Origin of the sequence: Clostridium sp. AF27-5AA, from assembly GCF_003478415.1 — a bacterium.
Taxonomy (GTDB): Bacteria; Bacillota; Clostridia; order Lachnospirales; family Lachnospiraceae; genus Otoolea; species Otoolea fessa.
Genome location: NZ_QUFH01000004.1, coordinates 79284 through 101257, shown reverse-complemented (window position 1 = coordinate 101257; position 21974 = coordinate 79284). Strand labels below are relative to the sequence as shown.

The window sequence follows — 21974 nt, the reverse complement described above, 5'->3', positions numbered from 1 at the left end:
AGTGAAGGTATTGAATTTTGGTTCACTGAATATTGATTATACGTATCAGGTGGATCATTTTGTAAGAGCGGGAGAGACGATGTCCTCCGAGTCGCTGCAGGTATTCAGCGGCGGCAAAGGGCTGAATCAGTCGATCGCGCTGAGCAAGGCGGGCGCAGACGTATGGCACGCCGGAGCTGTCGGAGCCGGGGATGGAGATTTCCTTATCGAGCAGATGAAGAAGGCGGGCGTCCACACGGAGTTGATCGAGCATCTCGACGGGCAGACAGGACACGCGATCATCCAGAAAGATCCGGCAGGGCAGAACTGCATTCTGCTGTATGGCGGTGCCAACCAGCGGATCACGGGGGAAATGGTGGATCGCGTCCTGACACAGTTTGAGGCGGACGATTTCCTGATTTTACAGAATGAGATCAGCGAGATCGGCTATATCATGGAGAAAGCCCATGAAAAAGGCATGAAGATCGTTCTGAATCCGTCCCCGATGAATGCGAAGATCCTGTCCTATCCGCTGGAATATGTGGATTACTTCTTATTAAATGAGGTGGAGGCGTCGGATATCTGCGGCATTGAGGCAACCAAAGATCCGCAGGCGCTGATGAACGGACTGGTAAAACAGTTCCCGGAGGCGAAGATTGTCCTGACACTCGGCGGCGATGGTTCCGTGTACCGCGATGGTGACACAGTCCTTCGTCAGGGAATCTATAAAGTGCCGGTTGTGGACACGACGGCGGCAGGCGATACATTTACCGGTTATTTTATCGGCGGTTTACAGCTCGGTGAAGACCCGAAGACGGCGCTGGAACATGCGGCAAAAGCGGCAGCGATCGCCGTTTCCCGCCCAGGAGCAGCTCCGTCGGTGCCGAACCGGGAGGAAGTCGAGACGTTTGAAGGATAAAAAGCACCTGAAAACTTGTCTTTTAAAACAGAATATAGTAAAATACCATTTGGTGGCGTTTCCGAAATTCGGGCTGGTACCGGGATTTGCGGAGGCGCCTCTTTTTTGCGCCCGTCTGACTCTTGTCAGTGTGGGCCTGTAGAAATAAAAAAGGAGAAGGTAAGTAGAAATGGGAAGAGAACGTTTTTCCTCTCGGCTGGGATTTATCCTGATTTCCGCGGGCTGTGCGATCGGTCTGGGAAATGTGTGGAGATTCCCGTACATCGTCGGTCAGTATGGCGGCGCGGCGTTTGTACTGATTTATGCGGCATTTCTGGTGCTTTTAGGTCTTCCGATCATCGTTATGGAATACTCGGTCGGCAGAGCGAGCCAGAAGAGTGCGGCGCTTTCATTTGATGTGCTGGAGCCAAAGGGTACTAAGTGGCATTTTGAAAAATGGTTCGCGATGGCGGGCAACTATGTCCTGATGATGTTTTATACGACGGTAGCCGGATGGCTTCTGCTGTATGTGTTCAAGATGGCGAAAGGCGATTTCGTGGGTCTGGATGCGGACGGTGTAGCCGGGGAATTTGGCTCTGTACTGGCAAATCCGGGACTGATGACGGTATTTATGCTGCTCTGTGTCGTATTCTGTTTTTCCATCTGTGCGATGGGACTCCAGAACGGCGTTGAGAAGATCACAAAGATGATGATGGTCTGCCTGTTATTCCTGATGGTTGTGCTGGCAATCAATTCGGTGCGGATGGAAGGCGGACGTCCGGGACTTGAATTTTACTTAAAGCCGGATTTTGGCAAGATTCAGGAGGTTGGTGTCGGCAAGGTCGTATTTGCGGCGCTGGGACAGTCGTTCTTCACGTTGAGTATCGGTATCGGTGCGATGGCGATTTTTGGAAGTTATATCGATAAAGAGCGCAGCCTGACCGGCGAGGCGATCAATGTACTGGTCCTTGACACGCTGGTAGCGTTTATGGCGGGACTTATCATTTTCCCGGCGTGTGCGGCTTACGGTATCGAGGCAGGACAGGGACCAAGCCTGATCTTCATCACGCTGCCGAATGTATTTAACCACATGGCAGGCGGACGTTTCTGGGGCACGCTGTTCTTTGTCTTTATGACCTTTGCGGCGGCATCAACGGTCACAGCGGTATTCCAGAATATCGTATCCTTTGCAACGGATCTGACTGGCTGTTCGATCAAAAAGGCAGTCTGCGTCAATCTGGTGGTGATTGCGGTCCTGTCGCTTCCGTGCGTGCTGGGTTTCAATCTCTGGAGTGGTTTCATGCCGTTTGGAGAGGGCAGCAACGTGTTGGATCTCGAGGATTTCATCGTCAGCAACAACCTGCTTCCACTCGGAAGTCTCGTTTACCTGATGTTCTGTACCAGCCGGTATGGATGGGGATTTGAGAATTTTCTCAAGGAGGCAAATGAGGGAAAAGGCGTGAAGTTCCCGCGCCAGGTGCGAGCGTATGTGACATATGTCATTCCACTGATTGTGCTGTTTATTTTTGTGCAGGGGTACTGGAGTAAGTTTTTCCAGTAGACTGTGCAGCTCTTTAGGTAACGAGAAAAAAGGAAAGTCCGGCAGAGGCAAACTCCGCCGGACTTTCCTTTTTTCGCCAAGGCTATTGACATAGTATTTAAGGGAAAGTTTTACGGGATTTTTACACAGTTTTGTTGATTCTGTATAAACAAAAGCTATATTATAACCATTTGTATTAATTTTTATACAGAGTGAAGGGGGCAGAAGATTCATTTTTCAATTGTGAATTTTTTTTACCTGTGTTATACTATACGCGGTAGATTCTAGCTCCTACGCCCGATAATATTTTCACAATTTCGGCAGAAAAGGCATCTGACGGGAGGTGAATGGGTGGAGGATGAAGGAAAATTTAGTAAGAGAAAGAGGGTTTAATTGATGGGTTTGGCTACATTTATAGGCGGCATTCATCCATATGAGGGTAAAGAACTGTCTGAGGATAAGCCGATCAAGGTTCTCGAACCGTTACAGGGCGAGATCATGGTTTATCCGCTGTCCCAGCACATTGGCGCACCTGCGAAACCACTGGTAGCGAAGGGCGATCACGTGCTGAAAGGCCAGATCATTGCAGAGGCAGGCGGATTTATTTCCGCAAACGTACTCAGTTCTGTTTCCGGTACGGTAAAGGGAATCGAGTCCAAGCTGGTTGCCAATGGTGCAATGGTTCAGTCAATCCTGGTGGAGAATGACGGTGAAGAAGAGGCGATTGAGGGCTTCGGAACAGACAGAGATGCAACAAAGCTGTCGAAAGAAGAGATCCGTAAGATCGTTAAGGATGCCGGTATCGTCGGCCTGGGCGGCGCTGGTTTCCCGACACATGTAAAGCTTACTCCGAAAGATGAGAACGCAATTGATTACGTTATCGTCAACGGTGCAGAGTGCGAGCCGTACTTAACCAGTGACTATCGTACCATGATGGAGCGTCCGGAGCAGATTATCGGCGGCCTGAAGGTTATGCTTCAGCTGTTTGACAATGCGAAGGGTGTTATCGGTATCGAGAACAACAAGCCGGAGGCTATCAAGAAGCTGACGGAGATGGTAAAGGACGAGCCGAGAATCGAAGTATGTCCGCTGCTTACCAAGTACCCGCAGGGTGGTGAGCGTACACTTATCTATGCAGTGACAGGACGTGAGATCAATTCTTCCATGCTGCCGGCAGATGCAGGCTGTATCGTAGACAATATTGATACCGTTGCTTCTATTTATAATGCAGTATGCAAGACAACTCCGCTGATCCGCAAGATCATTACGGTAACCGGTGATGCCATTGCAGAGCCGCAGAACTTTGAGGTACGCCTTGGTACCAACTATCAGAGACTGGTAGAGGCAGCAGGCGGCTTTAAACAGGAACCGGAGAAGATGATTTCCGGTGGTCCTATGATGGGACAGGCTCTTTTCAGCCTTGACTTCCCGGTAGCGAAGACTTCATCTGCTCTGACCACCTTTACCAAGGATCAGGTAGCAGCGATGGAGCCGTCAGCATGTATCCGCTGCGGACGCTGCGTAGGCGTTTGTCCGGAGCATCTTGTACCTCCGCTGATGATGAAGGCATCTACGGCTCACGACCTTGAGAAATTCCAGAGCTTAAACGGCATGGAATGCGTTGAGTGCGGATGCTGTGCATATGCTTGTCCGGCAAGACGGCCGCTGACCCAGGCATTCAAAGAGATGCGTAAGGCAGTAGCAGCCAGCCGCAGAAAGTAGGAGGTGGGAAGAAATGGAAAAATTATTAAAAGTATCGTCATCACCTCACGTTCGTGACGGAGTTACGACACAGCGCCTGATGTTTGACGTTGTGATCGCCATGATTCCTGCCAGTGTTTATGGTGTATGGCAGTTCGGCATGAATGCACTTCTGGTTCTGATCGCTACCGTGATCGCCAGTGTGGCAGCCGAGTATCTTTATGAGAAATTAATGCACAAGCCGATTACGATTTCGGACGGCAGTGCAGTTGTTACCGGCATGATTCTTGCACTGAATATGCCGCCGGAAATCCCGGTTTGGATCCCGGTTCTTGGTGCATTCTTTGCAATCATCGTTGTAAAACAGCTTTACGGTGGTCTGGGACAGAACTTCATGAACCCGGCACTGGCAGCCAGATGTTTCCTTCTGACTTCCTTCGCTCTGTTTATGAATAACTTCTCATCCGAAAAGCTTGGATTTGACAGTCTGACAGGTGCAACTCCGCTGGCACAGTTAAGAGCCGGTGAGACAGTGGATCTGGCATCCCTGGTAATCGGACGTATCCCGGGAACTATCGGTGAGGTATCTGTTATTGCCCTGCTGATTGGTGCGATTTACATGGTAGTCCGCAAAGTTATCAGCCCGGTTATTCCGCTGATTTACATTGGAACCGTATTTGTATTTACATTCCTGTTTGGCGGATTCAACCTGACCTATTCTCTCAGTGAGATCTGTGCAGGTGGTCTTATCTTCGGTGCATTCTTTATGGCAACCGATTATGTAACGAGTCCTCTGACTCCGAAGGGACAGATCGTATACGGACTGATCCTCGGAATCGTAACCGGAATCTTCCGTCTCTGGGGTGCTTCTCCGGAGGGCGTTTCCTATGCGATCATCTTCAGCAACCTGCTGGTTCCGCTGATTGAGCGCTATACGCTTCCGACAGCATTTGGAAAAGGAGGTCAGAAGAAATAATGAACCAGATTATCAAAAATACAATCATCCTTTTCGTTATTACTCTGGTAGCTGGTATCTGTCTGGGAACAGTACATGATATTACGCTGGATCCGATTGCACAGGCACAGGAGGCAGCAGCTACTAAAACTTATCAGGAAGTTTACCCGGATGCGGCAAGCTTTGATGAACCGCAGGAGCTGGCTGACGCAGTAACTGCTGCAGCGGACAGCATCTCTGAGTGGGGATTTGGAAAAGTTACCATCAATGATGCAAAAGAAGCGCTGGATGCAAGCGGCAACCAGATCGGTTACCTGATTACCTCTACCTCCGCAGAGAGCTACGGCGGCAACGTGCAGATCGCAGTTGGTATCACCAACGAGGGCGAGCTGACCGGTATCGGTTTCTTAAGCATCAGCGATACGCCAGGTCTTGGTATGAGAGCCAAAGAACCGGATTTCAAGGATCAGTTTATCGGCAAGAAAGCTGAGAACCTGGAAGTTACAAAGACAGGCGCGTCTGCAGATAATCAGATTGAAGCCATCAGTGGTGCAACGATCACTTCCAAGGCAGTCACCAACGCGACAGATGCAGCTATCTATTTCGTGGCTAACTGCCTGGCACAGTAGGAGGTGGAAAGATTATGAATAAATATGTAGAGCGCTTATATAACGGTATCTGGAAAGAAAACCCGATTTTCGTTCAGATGCTGGGTCTGTGTCCGACCCTGGCGGTAACCACTTCCGCCATCAACGGTGTCGGCATGGGACTTTCGACAACCGCCGTACTGATTGCGGCGAACTTTCTGATTGCATTGCTTCGTAAGATCATTCCGGACGGCGTGCGTCTGCCGGCAGAGATCGTAGTCGTAGCATCCTTCGTAACCATCGTAGATATGTTGATGGAAGGTTTCGTTCCAAGCTTATATGCTTCCCTGGGACTTTACATTCCGTTGATCGTAGTTAACTGTATCATCCTTGGCCGTGCCGAGGCATATGCTATGAAGAACGGTCCGATCCTGTCTGCATTTGACGGTATCGGTATGGGACTTGGATTTACAGTTGCTCTGGCACTCATCGGTTCTTTCCGTGAGCTTCTGGGTGCAGGTACTATCTTTGGTATCCAGATTATGCCGGCTTCCTATCAGCCGATCTCAATCTTCATCCTGGCGCCGGGTGCATTCTTCGTACTGGCTTGCCTGACTGCTCTTCAGAATCGTCTGAAGATGCCGTGTGCAACAAACGGTTCCGTAAAAGAGAAGAAGAAGGGTGGCTGCTGCAGCGGCGACTGCTTAAGCTGTGCTGGTCATGATGCAGAAGTTAAGAAGGAACAGGAGGAGAAGTGATGAAAGAATTACTTATTATTGCGATAAGCTCGGCGCTGGTCAGCAACGTCGTACTGAGCCAGTTCCTCGGTATCTGCTCCTTCGTCGGCGTATCCAAAAAAGTTGAAACAGCAGCTGGTATGGGTGGTGCGGTTATCTTCGTTATTACCATCGCATCCATCGTTGCAAACTTGATTTATCAGTTCGTTCTGGCACCGCTTGGTATCGATTACTTGAAAACCATCGTTTTCATTCTCGTTATCGCAGCACTGGTTCAGATCGTTGAGATGTTCTTAAAGAAGTGCATGGTTTCCCTGTATAACGCGCTGGGTGTATTCCTTCCGCTGATTACAACAAACTGTGCCGTTCTTGGTGTTGCCCTGACAAACGTCCAGAACGGATATGGATTTTTACAGAGTGTGGTAAATGGTGTTGGTACAGCCGTTGGTTATACCATCTCCATCGTGCTTCTGGCAGGTATCCGTGAGCACATCGAGGGAAATGATATCCCGTATAACTTCCAGGGATCTCCTATCGTACTTGTAACGGCTGGTCTGATGGCGATTGCATTTCTCGGATTTTCCGGATTACTGTAGAAGGAGGAGACGAAAATGGATATGAATTCAATCATTATCGCTGCTGTCGTGATCGCGGCAGTCGGCATCATCGTTGGTGTCGGTCTGGGTCTGTTCGGCGCGAAATTTAAAGTTGAAGTAGATGAAAAAGAGGCAGCTGTTCGTGAAGAGCTGCCAGGCAACAACTGCGGTGGCTGTGGTTACCCGGGCTGTGATGGTCTTGCAAAGGCCATCGCAGAGGGCAAAGCTCCGGTTAATGCCTGCCCGGTCGGCGGTGCTCCGGTTGGCGAGAAGATCGCTGCTATCATGGGCGTAGAGGCTGGTTCCTCTGAGAAGAAGGTAGCTTTCGTTAAATGTAAAGGTACCTGCGACAAGACAAAAGTACAATACGAGTACCATGGTATCGAGGACTGTGCGAAGGCATCCGTTGTACCGGGTGGCGGTGCAAAGGCATGTTCTTACGGCTGTACCGGTTTCGGTACCTGTGTGAAGGCATGTAAATTCGATGCAATCCACGTGGTAGACGGCGTAGCGGTTGTAGACAAAGAGAAGTGTGTAGCGTGTGGTGCCTGCGTGGCAGCCTGCCCGAAACACCTGATCGACCTGGTACCGTACAAGGCAAAACATCTGGTACAGTGCAGCTCCCACGATCGTGGACCGGCTGTCAAGGCAGCCTGCCAGGTTGGCTGTATCGGCTGTACGCTGTGTACCAAGCAGTGTAAGTTTGACGCAATCCATATGGATAACAACGTAGCTGTTATCGATTATGAGAAGTGCGTAAACTGCGGAGCTTGTGCAGCGAAGTGCCCGGTTAAGGTTATTCAGTAAATAACGTAAAAGAATACGGAAATAAAAAGTCCGGTTGAACCGTTTGAAAAGATGGTTCAGCCGGATTTTTTTGGTTAAAAGATAAGGTGCTTTTCTAAAGCATCCGATGAAGGTGTTCTTTGAAATTTTTGATGTTATGCTATACGAAATTTAAAGGATTGCTTTTGCTAATGCAGTATGTATCACATTTAATAATGCCTGTGAGGTATACTGGCTGCCGCTTTCAAAGGAGAGATTTTCAAGCGACTGCGTGCTCACGATCTGCTCCGAGAGATGCGAAGCGGAAGGGGAGAGCAGCGGGTACATAGTTTCGATGGAATCACTTAAAGGACGGCAGGTAACAGAGGTGATTTGGGTGGAATCAACCGTGACTTCGACATTGACTGCCTGGCTGCCAAGTGTCAGGGTAGAACTGTACATGCCTGGCAGATAGTGGATACCAGCCGCAGCAGGGGCAGAAGCACTCTGTGTCTTCCTTCCAGGACGGAACATGATGAGGAGAAGCGCGATGAGAAGAAGCCCCAGCCCGATAAAGATAGCAGTATAAATAATCTCTTTCATGCGGAGTACGACAATTTTTGTTTTTGAACTCATAAGAAAGCTCCGGAATTCGTTTAGTACAGTGTATGAGACGGTTTGAGGGAAAATGAAAGAATATGATTTGTTATAAAAATAAAAGTCCCTATTTACATTTGTGTGTCTGATGTATCAACAGTATAATGATACATTTCACAAATTGCGTATGCGATTAGAAAATCAAGTAGTCCAAATTCCATAAAATGAAATTTTAGGGCAAATTACAGACATTAGCTTGGCTGTAGTATTTTTAAACAACATGTGTTAGACTACTGTTATACTAATCGGTATTTAACGAGGAGGTAATGATTATGAGTAGAAATATAAAAGGTGGTTTTTTAACATTAAGTGGTGTTGTTGGTATTGTGGGAATGATAATAGTGGCAATGCAAAATCCAGCAACTGAATGGGTAACGCCACCTGGAAGAATGATTGTAAGTATTTTAGAAAATGGATTATTGATTCCTACGGTTTTATTCCTTGTTCTTTTTATTTATGGATTGTATATTCTCCTAACGGAGAAAAACGATTGAGCAATACCGGTTTGTCGAATTAAGAAAACCGGTATTTGTGGAGGAATTCTGTAATGAAATTTTTTGAAAATACCCGTAAGCCACAAGGCTTCGGCGGAAAATTGATGACGAAGATGATGAACAGCGGTCACGCCAAATTATCGCAATGGGGATTCTCAAATATCTCCGCGAAGTCTGATGCTGAAGTTCTGGACGTCGGCTGTGGCGGCGGAGCAAATATTGCGGTCTGGCTTGATAGATGTGGAAATGGCCACGTGACAGGAATGGATTATTCTGAGGTTAGTGTGGCAGAATCTCAAAAATTGAACGCCCTCGCCATTAAACAAGGGAAATGTAATGTAGTTCAAGGAGATGTATCTGCTATACCCTTTTCTGGCGCGACTTTTGATTATGTTTCTGCCTTCGAAACAGTTTACTTTTGGCCAGGATTAGTAAAATGCTTTTCCGAGATCAACCGTGTGCTAAAAAGCGAAGGCATATTCCTGATTTGTAACGAGAGTGACGGAACGAATGCCGCAGATGAAAAATGGACAAAGATGATCAATGGTATGAAGATTTACACATCTAAACAACTTGTTGCCGCTTTGAAAGAAGCGGGTTTTACAGAGATCAAAACGTATTCAAATGCAAAAAATCATTGGATAAGTATTGTTGCAACGAAATAGCCAAATTCCAGTTTGTCAATTACAGGTGACATTGAAAGAGTCAGCCCATTCAAGGTGCTGGCTCTTTCAAAAATTCAAATCTAATAAATTGCACGACAACTTAGAGTAAAAATGAATACCCATTAGCCAGAAATGAATAGAAAATGAATAAAAGAGTGGTGTTTCGTATAATTATGAGTTAGTATGCATCAGACACACTTTTGTAAAAAGGGAGAAATAAAAAGAGCTGCCATCCGTTGATATGCTTTGAGAGGATACCCCTCCCCCAAATCTACGAAAAGGGAATCTGATCAGCGGATGGCAGCTTCTGAGATTTTATGACACGATATTAAACATTGAAGCGGAAGAGTACGACATCGCCGTCCTTTACCACGTAGTCCTTGCCCTCCATGCGTACCAACCCTTTTTCTCTGGCTGCATTATAGGAACCGCAGTCTAAGAGATCCTGATAGTTGACTACCTCAGCTTTGATGAAGCCACGCTCAAAATCGGAGTGGATTTTTCCAGCTGCTTGCGGTGCTTTGGTGCCGACTTTGATGGTCCATGCACGGGTCTCAGTTTCACCGGCAGTCAGGTAGCTGATAAGGCCAAGAATGCGGTAGCTGGCTGCAATCAGTTTTTCAAGACCGGATTCAGTCAGACCGAGATCTTCGAGGAACATTTTCTTCTCATCTTCATCTAACTCAGCGATCTCCTGCTCAATCTGGGCGCAGATAACAAATACCTCGCTGTCGTTCTCAGCTGCAAATTCGCGAACCTGTTTTACATATTCATTGGAAGCACCGTCATCTGCCAGATCATCCTCGGATACGTTGGCAGCGAAGATAACCGGTTTCCAGGTTAAGAGATCCAGCGTATTGATGAACGCGAGTTCATCCTCATCCTCCGGCTCAAAGCTTTTTGCCAGTTTGCCATCTTCCAGGTGAGCATACAGTTTCTTTAAAGTTTCCAGTTCTTTGGCCAGAGCCTTATTTCCCATGGCACTCTTGGTCGTCTTGGCGATACGGCGTTCCAGAACCTCCATATCGGAGAAGATAAGCTCCAGGTTGATGGTTTCGATATCGCGGAGCGGATTGACGCTGCCGTCTACATGGATAACATTTGGATCCTCAAAGCAACGGACAACGTGTACGATCGCGTCTACCTCACGGATATTGGCAAGGAACTGGTTACCAAGACCTTCGCCCTTGGAAGCGCCCTTTACCAGACCAGCGATATCAACGAACTCAATTACAGCCGGAGTGATTTTGGCAGAATTATAAAGAGCTGCTAACTGACCCAGACGCGGATCTGGAACCGGTACGACACCGACGTTCGGATCGATGGTACAGAACGGGTAATTGGCAGACTCAGCGCCAGCCTTGGTCAGAGAATTAAACAGTGTACTTTTGCCTACGTTTGGCAGACCTACGATACCTAATTTCATTTTATGATTTACCTATCCGAAAATCCTTTGCTTATCAGGATTTCCGCCTTTCTTTCGGTTTCTTATTGCGCCTTTTTACGCCCTTTTTGTAATGTTTCTTAATTTTAATGAAAGAAATCAATGCAACTATGTATTATAGCAGAAAGACAGCGCTTTTTCAATCTCAAAGGAGACATTTTGTGGCTATAGGAATGCAGAAATGGTTACTGGACACGTATGCGTGAACAGTAACCAGAAATGTGTAATGGTTGTCTATTTTCCTGTTTAAGAAGTAAGAAAGGATTTTTTAAGGGAGCTGCGGAGTGGTAGGATAGGGCTGAAATACATGATTTTGCAGTAGAAAGAAACTATAAAAATATAGGAATAATTAGAACAAATAAAAAAAAATAAAAAAAACAAAAAAATGCTTGCATTCGCGGAGCGCCTGTGCTATACTAAGCTTCGTCAGTGAGTGACTCACTCGACAGGCAAAAATAAAAAGCAGTAAGCGGGAGTGCTGGAATTGGCAGACAGGCAAGACTAAGGATCTTGTGGGTGTATGCTCGTGTGGGTTCAAGTCCCATCTCCCGCAGTAAGCAGAAGTGGCGGAATTGGCAGACGCGCACGGTTCAGGTCCGTGTGATGGCAACATCATGAGGGTTCAAGTCCCTTCTTCTGCATGCCTGATAGCCCGGTACAGAGATGTGCCGGGTTTTTGCTATACTCTGATTCAATAAATTCAGATATAAATTTGCGGAAAACAGGCTTGCAATTCAAATGAAATTGTGCTATACTACTCTTTGTCGGTGAGAAAATCATCGGACAGAGAAAATTGAAAAACAGTAAGCGGGAGTGCTGGAATTGGCAGACAGGCAAGACTAAGGATCTTGTGGGTGTATGCTCGTGTGGGTTCAAGTCCCATCTCCCGCAGTAAGCAGAAGTGGCGGAATTGGCAGACGCGCACGGTTCAGGTCCGTGTGATGGCAACATCATGAGGGTTCAAGTCCCTTCTTCTGCATGATCGATAGCCCGGTACAGAGATGTACCGGGTTTTGTTTTGTTAAAAAAATAGATAGAATATGATGCTGGGATTTGCCATATAAGCATAAACTGTAAAATGAGTGAATTAGTGAATGGCAAGAGCCAGAAAAAAGAAAACCTTTTAAACTTATCTTTGGATGCGACAGAAGCGGAACGGGAAAAGTCCCCGGCACTTCAGATGGGATACGACCAGAATACGAAACGCTGGGAATTAATCATTCAATATAATGGAACTGTGGAAAAGTTGCAGGAACAGCTGCCGCAGGCGGAAATTTATCCACTTTCCGGCGGCTACGCGATTGTGCGGCTCCCTGAATCGCAGGTGGATGATCTGGCAGGATTATCACAGGTTGAGTATATAGAAAAGCCGAAGCGTCTTTATTTTGAGGTGAACCGGGCGATTCGGGATACCTGTATTGCGCCGGTGCAGAGCGGAAATCAAGTCTCTCAAAACGTGTATGGCAGAGATGCTGATTTAAGTGGTCGAGGCACATTGACTGCCATCATCGACTCCGGAATCGATTATTTCCATCCGGACTTTCGAAACGCAGATGGAACGACGCGCATCGCCGCACTTTGGGATCAGGAGCAGAACCGGATTTATACGCGGGAGGAGCTCAACCGGGCATTGGAGGCGGGCAGCCGGGAACGCGCTTACGAGATCGTCCAGTCGCGGGATGTGAGTGGGCACGGGACGGCAGTTGCGGCGATTGCAGCCGGAAATGGCTGGGAGGGCGGCGGACACTACCGGGGAGTAGCCTGGGAGAGTGAACTTCTGGTCGTGAAGCTTGGAACGCCGCTTGCGGATTCATTTCCCAGGACAACAGAGCTGATGCGGGCGTTGGACTATGTGGTGGGAATCGCACAGGAATGGCGGATGCCGGTGGCGGTGAATCTGAGCTTTGGAAATACCTACGGTTCTCATGACGGAACCAGCCTGCTGGAGACGTATCTAAATTCGATGGCAGAGCGGGGGCGGACTTCCATCATCGTGGGAACCGGAAATGAAGGATACAGCATGGGACACCGGGCGGGATTTCTGCAGATGGGACGTCCGGTGGAGATAGAGCTTGCAGTGGGGGAATATCAGACGGGCTTCGGTGTGCAGCTATGGAAATTGTATCAGGACCGGTTTTCAGTAGAAATTTTCAGCCCGGGCGGCAGCAGCACCGGGCTGATCCGGGAATCGTTGGGAGCACAGCGGCTTTCCTATGAGACGGAAGAGATTCTTCTATATTATGGGATGCCGAGTCCATACAGTCAGGCGCAGGAGATTTATCTGGATTTGATTCCAAAAGGAAGCTACATTCAGGACGGGCTCTGGAAAATCCGTCTGATTCCAGAAGAAATACGGGATGGTCAGTATGATCTGTGGCTGCCAGCGGGCATGGCACTGAACAGGGAAACACGTTTTTTGACGGCATCGCCGGACACGACGCTGACAATCCCATCGACCGCCAGCCGGGCGATCTCGGTGGGGGCGTACGATGACGCCACGCAGGCGTATGCAGATTTTTCCGGTCGTGGATTTGCAAGATTGGGGCATCCGATCAAACCAGAGCTGGTGGCACCTGGTGTAAATATCATCACCGCCCGCGCAGGCGGCGGATATGAGGCGGTGACAGGAACTTCCTTTGCCGCTCCATTTGTGACCGGATCGGCGGCGCTGATGATGCAATGGGGGATTGTAAATGGGAACGATCCCTACCTGTATGGGGAGAAGCTGAAAGCATATCTCATCCGCGGGGCGCGGAGTCTGCCGGGGGAGACGGTATATCCGAATGAGCGGGTAGGGTATGGGGCATTGTGTCTGGAGCGAAGTTTCCCGTTGTAAAAACAATAGGAAGTGCAAGGTGCACAAAAAACAATAAATGAAATTGTAAATTATATTTAAAGTGTTAATTGAATTTTCCGCTCAAAAGAGTATAATTTACATGATATAAAATGCAATGAGCATGGAAAGACATAAAAGAACGGAAATACAGAGAGTCACTGGATGGATCGGGAAAGCTGTTGGGATAGAAAATTCGCCTTTGTTATCCGACTGGATAGCAGAGGCGTTTTTTTATAAATAAACAAAGGAAAGAGGTTTAACTATGAGTGGAGTAATGATGATGATAATCGCCATCGTTGTTCTGGGAGGAGCATACCTCCTGTACGGGCGTTATCTCCAGAATAAGTGGGGCATCGATCCGAATGCCAAAACTCCGGCATATGAGATGGAGGACGGTGTTGATTATGTACCGGCTGATACAAACGTTGTGTTTGGTCATCAGTTCGCGTCGATCGCCGGTGCGGGTCCGATCAATGGTCCGATCCAGGCGGCAATTTTTGGCTGGCTTCCGGTCCTGCTTTGGATTTTAATCGGCGGCGTATTTTTCGGCGCCGTTCAGGATTTTGCATCCATGTATGCGTCTGTCAAAAATAAGGGACGAACAATCGGATACATCATCGAAGAGTACATTGGAAAATTAGGAAAGAAATTATTCCTTTTATTCTGCTGGCTGTTCTGTATTCTGGTTGTTGCAGCGTTTGCAGACGTTGTAGCGGGAACATTTAAGGGATTTACGGTCGATGAGGCAGGTGCTGTCACAAAGATAGCGGCAAATGGAGCCGTTGCAACTACTTCTATGTTATTTATCATCGAGGCAGTTGCACTTGGATATTTCCTCAAATATACCAAATTCAACAAATGGATCAACACAGCCGTCGCTATTTTATTACTGGTGGCAGCGATCGCACTGGGACTGAATTTCCCGGTCTATGTCGATCTTGGAACCTGGCATATTATTATCTTTGTGTACATTCTGATTGCCAGTGTCGCTCCGGTATGGGCGCTGCTTCAGCCGCGTGATTATCTGAACAGCTATCTGCTGATCTTTATGATCGTCGGTGCAGTTATCGGTGTATTTGTGGCCAATCCGGCATGTAATTTGAAACCGTTTACAAGCTTTAATGTAAATGGACAGTATATGTTCCCGATTTTATTTGTAACGATTGCCTGTGGCGCAGTTTCCGGTTTCCATTCTCTGGTATCTTCCGGTACTGCATCTAAACAGATCAAAAATGAAAAGAACATGCTTCCGGTTTCGTTTGGCGCAATGCTGATGGAGAGTATGCTTGCTATCATCGCACTGATTGCAGTTGCTTCCTTTGCAGATGGCGAGGCAGCAGCACAGGGACTTACCACCCAGCCGCAGATTTTTGCAGGCGCGATCGCAAACTTTCTTTCCGTAGTTGGTCTGCCGCATTCGCTTGTATTTACATTAATCAACCTGGCGGTATCTGCATTTGCACTGACTTCCCTGGATTCGGTTGCCCGGGTAGGACGTCTGTCGTTCCAGGAATTTTTCATGGATTCGGATACAGACGAGGAAAATATGAGCCCGTTTGTAAAAGTAGTAACCAATAAATATTTTGCAACCATCATCACACTGGTACTCGCGTACCTGCTTACCAAGGTTGGCTATGCAGAGATCTGGCCGTTATTCGGTTCTGCAAACCAGCTGTTATCGGTACTTGCTCTTGTAGCTTGTGCAGTATTCTTAAAGAAAACCAAGCGTCAGGGCTGGATGCTCTGGGTGCCGATGCTGTTCATGATGGCAGTTACCTTTACTGCACTGAGCATGACCATCATAAAGCTCACAAACGCATTTATGACGACCGGTCTGGATCTGGGAAATACACTGCAGCTTGTATTTGCAGTGCTGCTGTTAATCCTGGGTGTATTAGTAGCAATTCAGGGTATCAAGAAACTGCTTGAAAAAGCGGATAAGTAAAAATAATAAGTGAAAATAAAATGTAGATGAGGTCCATCAGGGACAGCCGTTACGTTTTGTATGTATGATAGTAAAGAGAGGATGTCTGTATTCAAAAGAACAGATGTTTTCTCTTTTTCATTCTAAGCCCCTTTGTTCAATAGATGGAAATAAGTAGTCATAATTCCCCTTCTTTCCACATAAAATAAAAAAAGAAAATAGAAAAAGATCAAAAATCCATGGAAAACCTCTGTCCCAAATTACAAAAATATGATATTATTATAAGATAATGGGCGAACTTTCGAATTTATTCCGTAAATTATTCTGAATAAAGGTGGGATCTGGATGAATATCAGAGAAACGATCGAAAAATGGGAACAGGAAACCCTGAGTCCGTATGCGTCGCTGAGTGCGAATACACGGGGACGGGAGCGGAAAGAACCGCTCTGCGACATCCGGCCAGAGTATCAGCGCGATCGCGACCGTATTCTGCACAGCAAATCGTTCCGGCGTCTGAAACAGAAAACGCAGGTTTTTCTGGCGCCGGAGGGCGACCATTACCGGACGCGCCTGACGCACACGCTGGAAGTATCGCAGATAGCGCGCACGATCGCGAAAGCGCTGCGGCTGAATGAGTCTCTGGCGGAGGCGATCGCGCTGGGGCACGATCTGGGACATACGCCGTTTGGTCATTCGGGGGAGGCGGTGCTCAACCGGCTCTGCAGCGAGGGGTTCGCGCATTATCAGCAGAGTGTCCGCATTGTGGAGGTGCTGGAGCAGAAGGGGCAGGGGCTGAACCTGACCTGGGAGGTTCGCAACGGGATCCTGAACCACCGGACGAGCGGTCATCCGGCGACGCTGGAAGGGAATGTTGTGCGGCTTTCAGATAAAATTGCCTACATAAACCATGATATAGATGATGCGATCCGGGGAAAGATCATGAAGGAAGAGGATTTGCCGCGGGAGTACACGGACATTCTGGGAAACAGTGTGCATGAGCGGCTGAATATCATGATCCACGACATCATCGAGCACAGCCAGGACAAGCCGGAGGTGGCGATGTCACCGGAACGCGAGGAGGCGATGCACGGGCTGCGCCGCTGGATGTTTGACCATGTCTACCATGACGGGATTGCGAAAGCGGAGGAAGGGCGCGCACAGCAGATGATCGAGATGCTGTATGGATATTATATGGCGCATCCGGAGGAACTTCCGGAAGAATCCCACCGGATTATGGAGATAAGAAATGAGACGAAAGAGCGCGCGGTATGCGATTATATCGCGGGTATGACAGATATTTACGCGATTGACCGGTTTAAGGAATTGTTTATTCCGAAAGCCTGGAGCGTATAAGGAGGAAGAAATGTATTATCCGGAAGAGGTAATCGAGGAAGTCAGAATGCGTAGCGACATTGTGGATGTGATTTCCGGATACGTGAAGCTGCAGAAGAAGGGAAGCAACCTGTTTGGACTCTGCCCGTTTCATCATGAGAAATCGCCATCCTTTTCGGTGTCGCCGTCCAAGCAGATGTACCACTGCTTTGGCTGCGGTGTCAGCGGCAATGTGATTACGTTTGTGATGGAATATGAAAATTATTCATTCCGCGAGGCGGTTGAGATGCTGGCGGACCGTTCGGGCGTGAAACTGCCGAAGATGGAATATTCTAAAGAGGCAAAGGCGAAGGCGGACCGCAAGGCGGCGCTTCTGGAGATCAATAAGCTGGCAGCCAATTATTTTTATTACCAGCTCAAGCAGCCGCAGGGAAAGATAGGATATGATTATCTGGTAAAGCGGAAGCTGACGGATGAGACGATCCGGCGGTTCGGACTGGGATTTTCCAATAAAATCAGCGACGATCTGTATCGGTATCTGAAAAGCAAGGGCTATGAGGACGAGCTTTTAAAGGATACGGGGCTGGTGACGATCGAGGAGCGCGGCGCCAGGGACAAGTTCTGGAACCGTGTCATGTTTCCGATCATGGATGTCAACAGCCGGGTGATCGGGTTTGGCGGACGTGTCCTCGGGGACGGGGAACCGAAATACTTAAACTCACCGGAGACGATGCTGTTTGACAAAAGCCGGAATCTATACGGACTTAATTACGCGCGTACTTCGAGAAAGAAATATATGATGCTCTGCGAGGGCTACATGGATGTGATTTCCATGCACCAGGCGGGTTATACGAACGCGGTCGCATCGCTGGGAACGGCGCTGACCGAGCAGCACGCGGCGCTTCTGAAGCGGTATACGGATCAGGTCATTCTGACCTACGACAGCGATGGCGCGGGCGTCAAGGCGGCGCTGCGGGCGATTCCGATCCTCAAGCGGGCAGGAATTTCAACCAAGGTACTGAATATGCGTCCGTATAAGGATCCGGATGAATTTATGAAAAATCTGGGAGCAGAGGAGTTTGAAAAGCGGATCGAGACGGCTAGAAACAGCTTTCTCTATGAGATCGATGTGCTGAAAGCCGGCTTTGATATGGAAGATCCGGAGCAGAAGACGGCATTTTACAATCAGACGGCGCGCAAGCTGCTTGAATTTGGCGAGGCGCTGGAGCGGGATAATTATATACAGGCGGTTTCGCGGGAATACTTTATCAATTATGAAGATCTGCGGCGGCTGGTCAACCAGCTCGGAAGCCGGTATGGCGTCGGGGAGACGGCAGCAGGCGGATATGCGGGTCGCTATGGTGATTCATATAGAACCGGAAATACGACTGGTGCGGTACAAAACAGGGAGGTAGGCGGAAGCGTCGGCAGTGCCGGGGCAATGGCGGAAAACCGCGGTGCTGGAAATGCAGAGTTTCCGGGAAATACGGGACCGGCGGTGAGACCGGTGGGCAGGAAGAAGGAGAAGGACGAGGGCATCCGCCGTTCAGAACGCCTGCTTCTTACATGGCTGATTGAAGAACCATCGCTGTATGCCCGGATCAAGGACATCATCGGACCGGAGGATTTTGTAAAACCACTTTATAAAGAAGCAGCAAAAGCTGTATTTGAGGGTCTGGAAGCTGGAAATGTCAATCCGGCGGCGATTTTGAACCGCTTTATCGACGACGAGGGCAATTATAAAGAAGTCGCGGCGCTTTTCAATGCAAGTCTGGAAGAATCCTTAAACAATGAGGAGCAGAAAAAGGCATTTGCGGAGACGGTGCGCCGGATCAAGAAGAACAGCCTCGACGATCAGATCCGGCGGGCGTCGGATTTGAATGAGCTGCAGCGGCTCATACGGGAACAGGCGGGATTGCCTTCGCTCGTAATCACGTTGGAGTGATTGCGGATTGGGAAAAATTGGGTTACTGTACACGGGTAGGCACTTTTGGAACCGAAAGTGCCGTAAGAAAACGTGGTGGCAGCAGGAATTTGCCGTATTGAAATGCGAAGCCACGGCAAATTCCGTTACTGGACACGTATGCGTGTTCAGTAACAAAATTGGAAATGGTCGGGCAGGTTCTGAGGATGGAAGGAAGGACGAACTATGGAAGAGAAAAAAGTTACATTTGAAGAAAAACTCACACAGCTTCTGGAATTGGCAAAAACAAAGAAAAATGTACTGGACAATAAAGAAATATTGAATTATTTCCATGGTGAGATACTGAGCCCGGAACAGCTCGATCAGATCTATGATTTTCTGGAAAATCATCATGTAGACGTTCTCCGGATGGATGACGATGAGGACATGGAGCCAGAACTTTTTGAAGACGGCGAGGAGGAGGAGCCGATCGACGTGGACAACCTGGATCTCAGCATCCCGGATGGCGTCAGCCTCGATGATCCAGTCCGGATGTATCTGAAAGAGATCGGAAAAGTGCCGCTGCTTTCCCCGGAAGAGGAAATTGAACTGGCGAAGCGGATGGAGCTGGGAGATGAAAATGCCAGAAAACGTCTGGCGGAGGCGAATCTGCGCCTGGTTGTCAGCATTGCGAAGCGCTATGTCGGCAGAGGTATGCAGTTCCTTGACCTGATTCAGGAAGGAAATCTGGGTCTTATCAAGGCGGTTGAAAAATATGATTATTCAAAAGGATTTAAGTTCAGCACCTATGCAACCTGGTGGATCCGTCAGGCGATCACGCGCGCGATCGCGGATCAGGCGCGGACGATCCGGATTCCGGTTCACATGGTGGAGACGATCAATCGTCTGATCCGGACTTCCAGACAGCTTTTACAGGAACTTGGACGGGAACCTACCCCGGAGGAGATCGCGGAAAAGATGGAGATGCCGGTTGAGCGTGTGCGGGAGATCATGAAGATTTCACAGGATCCGGTTTCCTTGGAGACACCGATCGGCGAGGAGGAAGACAGTCATCTGGGCGATTTCATTCAGGACGATCATGTGCAGGTTCCGGTCGATGCGGCAACCTATACATTGCTGCATGAACAGCTCATGGAAGTGCTCGATACGCTGACCGAGCGGGAGCAGAAGGTGCTGCGTCTGCGCTTTGGCCTGGACGACGGCAGACCGCGCACGCTCGAAGAGGTAGGACGGCAGTTCAATGTCACCCGCGAGCGGATCCGCCAGATCGAGGCGAAAGCGCTGCGGAAGCTGCGCCATCCGAGCCGGAGCAAGAAATTGAAGGATTATCTGGATGAATGATCTGGAAAGAAGAAATAAAAAGTAGAACACAGGAGAATAAATCATGCGGACAGAAGTAAAACTCTCGAAGCGTCTGGAACGGATCGCTTCTTTTGTACAGCCGGGCAGCCGGGTAGCAGATATCGGCACCGATCACGGTTATGTGCCGATCTGGCTGGTGCAGAAGGGCGTGTGCCCGTCGGCATTGGCGATGGATGTGCGGAAAGGCCCGCTGGAGCGGGCGGAAGAACACGTGGAAGAGGTGGGGCTTTCCGGGAAAATTGAACTGCGACTGTCAGACGGACTGGCAAAATTGAAAGCAGGCGAGGCAGATACAGTTGTGATCGCCGGAATGGGCGGAAAACTGACCTGCCGGATTCTGGAACAGGGACGCCATGTGTGGGAGAATTGGAGCGAGGGAAAAGAACGCCTGATTCTGTCGCCACAGTCGGAGCAGGACGAAGTGCGTCATTTTCTGGAAGAACAGGGATTTTCGATTCTCCGGGAAGCGATGCTGACAGACGAGGGAAAATATTACATAGTGATAGAAGCGGCGCGAGGCACGATGCGGCCGGGGAGAGAGCAGGATTACCGTTTTGGAGCCGATTTGATCCGGAAGAAAGATCCGGTGCTGCTTGCGTATCTGGAGAAAGAAGAGAAGATGACGCGGCAGGTGCTGGCAGGGCTGACAGAAAATGATGCCCAGAACAAGAAGGAAACTTTAGAAGCCAGTGAAGCGGGAGAGACGGCGATCAGCCGCCGAGCAGCGCGCATCAACGAACTGACCGCCTATCTGGCGCTGATAGAGGAGACGAGACATGAAATGCAGTGAGATTATCAAGATCCTGGAAACACTTTCGCCGCGCAGCATGGCATGTGACTGGGACAATCCGGGGCTTTTAGCGGGGCGCAGCGGGAAGGAAGTGAAGACGATCTTTCTGGCGGTGGACGCCACCGATTCTGTGATTGAGCAGGCAGAGCAGGCGGGGGCGGATATGATTTTGACGCACCATCCGCTTATTTTCAAAGGAATCAAGCAGGTGTCCGATCAGAATTTCATCGGCAGAAGAGTCCTGCGGATGATTCAGGATGATATTTCCTACTATGCGATGCACACGAATTTCGACGCAGCGCCGGGCTGCATGGCAGATCTGGCGGCAAAGAAGCTGGGATTGACGGATTGTGAAGTTTTAGAGAAAATGGGAGAGACCGGAGACGGCACTTCCTACGGAATCGGATGCACTGGACGCTTCGAACAGCCGATGACGCTGCGGGCAGCTGCCGAGCAGGTCAAGGAGGCATTTGGCCTGCCGTATGTGGCGGTCTTCGGTAAGCTGGACGGTGAGGCAGTGATTCAGAAAGCGGCGGTCTGCCCGGGCGCAGGAGGAAGCACGATGGGAGAGGCACTGGCAGCCGGGGCGCAGGTTTATATCACAGGAGATATCAGCCACCATGAAGGAATCGACGCGGTTGCACAGGGCATGGCGGTCATTGACGCCGGACATTATGGAATTGAACACATTTTTACAGAATTTATGGAGAAATATCTGATGAGGAAGCTGGGTGATGCCGTGAAGGTTGTGCGGGAAAAACCGGCGTTTCCAATCCAGATTGTTTAGG

At 48.9% G+C, this 21974-nt stretch carries 19 protein-coding genes and 4 tRNA genes; 21 read left to right on the top strand and 2 right to left on the bottom strand.

Features of this window, described 5'->3' with window-relative positions:
• Position 1 precedes the first annotated feature (1 nt).
• The 8 genes from DWY89_RS05910 to DWY89_RS05875 all read left to right on the top strand — a co-directional run bounded on the left by DWY89_RS05910 (position 2) and on the right by DWY89_RS05875 (position 7800).
• Positions 2-898, top strand: coding sequence for a ribokinase (locus DWY89_RS05910; protein ID WP_118523600.1), 897 nt, complete (start codon positions 2-4; stop codon positions 896-898).
• A gap of 169 nt (positions 899-1067) precedes the next feature.
• Positions 1068-2438, top strand: coding sequence for a sodium-dependent transporter (locus DWY89_RS05905; protein WP_107001560.1), 1371 nt, complete (start codon positions 1068-1070; stop codon positions 2436-2438).
• Between the two features lie 375 nt (positions 2439-2813).
• Positions 2814-4139, top strand: coding sequence for an electron transport complex subunit RsxC (gene rsxC / locus DWY89_RS05900; RefSeq protein ID WP_107001559.1), 1326 nt, complete (start codon positions 2814-2816; stop codon positions 4137-4139).
• A gap of 13 nt (positions 4140-4152) precedes the next feature.
• Positions 4153-5094, top strand: coding sequence for an RnfABCDGE type electron transport complex subunit D (locus tag DWY89_RS05895; RefSeq protein WP_118523599.1), 942 nt, complete (start codon positions 4153-4155; stop codon positions 5092-5094).
• On the top strand, positions 5094-5702 hold the full coding sequence (locus DWY89_RS05890; protein ID WP_022359777.1) for an RnfABCDGE type electron transport complex subunit G: 609 nt from the start codon (positions 5094-5096) through the stop codon (positions 5700-5702). The genes DWY89_RS05895 and DWY89_RS05890 overlap by 1 nt, the downstream gene beginning before the upstream one ends.
• A 14-nt stretch (positions 5703-5716) precedes the next feature.
• Positions 5717-6418 carry an electron transport complex subunit E gene (locus DWY89_RS05885; RefSeq protein ID WP_022359778.1) on the top strand — a complete coding sequence of 234 codons (702 nt, stop codon included), beginning with the start codon at positions 5717-5719 and terminating at the stop codon, positions 6416-6418.
• Positions 6418-6993, top strand: coding sequence for an RnfABCDGE type electron transport complex subunit A (locus tag DWY89_RS05880; RefSeq protein WP_107001556.1), 576 nt, complete (start codon positions 6418-6420; stop codon positions 6991-6993). Before DWY89_RS05885 ends, DWY89_RS05880 begins: the two co-directional genes overlap by 1 nt.
• A 15-nt stretch (positions 6994-7008) precedes the next feature.
• Positions 7009-7800, top strand: a complete 792-nt coding sequence (locus DWY89_RS05875) for an RnfABCDGE type electron transport complex subunit B (protein WP_022359780.1) — start codon at positions 7009-7011, stop codon at positions 7798-7800.
• Between the two features lie 150 nt (positions 7801-7950).
• Here the strand turns inward: DWY89_RS05875 and DWY89_RS05870 are convergent, their stop codons facing one another.
• Positions 7951-8394, bottom strand: coding sequence for a hypothetical protein (locus tag DWY89_RS05870; RefSeq protein WP_117795137.1), 444 nt, complete (start codon positions 8392-8394; stop codon positions 7951-7953).
• Between the two features lie 293 nt (positions 8395-8687).
• Between DWY89_RS05870 and DWY89_RS05865 the strand changes: the two genes are divergently transcribed.
• A complete protein-coding gene (locus tag DWY89_RS05865) occupies positions 8688-8909 on the top strand; it encodes a peptidase M50 (protein ID WP_107001555.1) in 222 nt (73 codons plus the stop codon).
• Positions 8910-8962: 53 nt separating this feature from the next.
• Positions 8963-9574, top strand: a complete 612-nt coding sequence (locus DWY89_RS05860; RefSeq protein WP_118482205.1) for a class I SAM-dependent methyltransferase — start codon at positions 8963-8965, stop codon at positions 9572-9574.
• A gap of 328 nt (positions 9575-9902) precedes the next feature.
• On the opposite strand, the gene ychF is transcribed toward DWY89_RS05860, so the two are convergent.
• The gene (gene ychF / locus DWY89_RS05855; RefSeq protein WP_117795141.1) at positions 9903-11000 is read right to left on the bottom strand and encodes a redox-regulated ATPase YchF; all 1098 of its coding nucleotides are present in this window, start codon (positions 10998-11000) and stop codon (positions 9903-9905) included.
• A gap of 487 nt (positions 11001-11487) precedes the next feature.
• Between ychF and DWY89_RS05850 the strand changes: the two genes are divergently transcribed.
• From DWY89_RS05850 to DWY89_RS05800, 11 genes are all read left to right on the top strand, one after another.
• A tRNA-Leu gene (locus DWY89_RS05850) sits at positions 11488-11571 on the top strand.
• A gap of 4 nt (positions 11572-11575) precedes the next feature.
• A tRNA-Leu gene (locus DWY89_RS05845) sits at positions 11576-11659 on the top strand.
• A gap of 166 nt (positions 11660-11825) precedes the next feature.
• Positions 11826-11909: transfer RNA gene (locus tag DWY89_RS05840), tRNA-Leu, on the top strand.
• A 4-nt stretch (positions 11910-11913) separates the two neighbouring features.
• A tRNA-Leu gene (locus DWY89_RS05835) sits at positions 11914-11997 on the top strand.
• A 99-nt stretch (positions 11998-12096) separates the two neighbouring features.
• Positions 12097-13854: a S8 family peptidase gene (locus DWY89_RS05830; RefSeq protein WP_118492128.1), complete on the top strand. Its 1758-nt coding sequence runs from the start codon at positions 12097-12099 to the stop codon at positions 13852-13854.
• A gap of 262 nt (positions 13855-14116) precedes the next feature.
• Positions 14117-15799, top strand: coding sequence for a carbon starvation protein A (locus tag DWY89_RS05825; RefSeq protein ID WP_022359691.1), 1683 nt, complete (start codon positions 14117-14119; stop codon positions 15797-15799).
• A gap of 324 nt (positions 15800-16123) precedes the next feature.
• Positions 16124-17131 carry a deoxyguanosinetriphosphate triphosphohydrolase gene (locus tag DWY89_RS05820; RefSeq protein ID WP_117795145.1) on the top strand — a complete coding sequence of 336 codons (1008 nt, stop codon included), beginning with the start codon at positions 16124-16126 and terminating at the stop codon, positions 17129-17131.
• Between the two features lie 10 nt (positions 17132-17141).
• Positions 17142-19055, top strand: coding sequence for a DNA primase (gene dnaG, locus DWY89_RS05815; RefSeq protein ID WP_107001551.1), 1914 nt, complete (start codon positions 17142-17144; stop codon positions 19053-19055).
• A gap of 204 nt (positions 19056-19259) precedes the next feature.
• Positions 19260-20375, top strand: coding sequence for an RNA polymerase sigma factor RpoD (gene rpoD, locus DWY89_RS05810; RefSeq protein WP_022359694.1), 1116 nt, complete (start codon positions 19260-19262; stop codon positions 20373-20375).
• A gap of 43 nt (positions 20376-20418) precedes the next feature.
• Complete coding sequence (locus DWY89_RS05805; protein WP_117795149.1) at positions 20419-21186, top strand: class I SAM-dependent methyltransferase; 768 nt, start codon at positions 20419-20421, stop codon at positions 21184-21186.
• The gene (locus DWY89_RS05800; protein WP_118524484.1) at positions 21173-21973 is read left to right on the top strand and encodes a Nif3-like dinuclear metal center hexameric protein; all 801 of its coding nucleotides are present in this window, start codon (positions 21173-21175) and stop codon (positions 21971-21973) included. Before DWY89_RS05805 ends, DWY89_RS05800 begins: the two co-directional genes overlap by 14 nt.
• Position 21974: the final 1 nt, after the last annotated feature.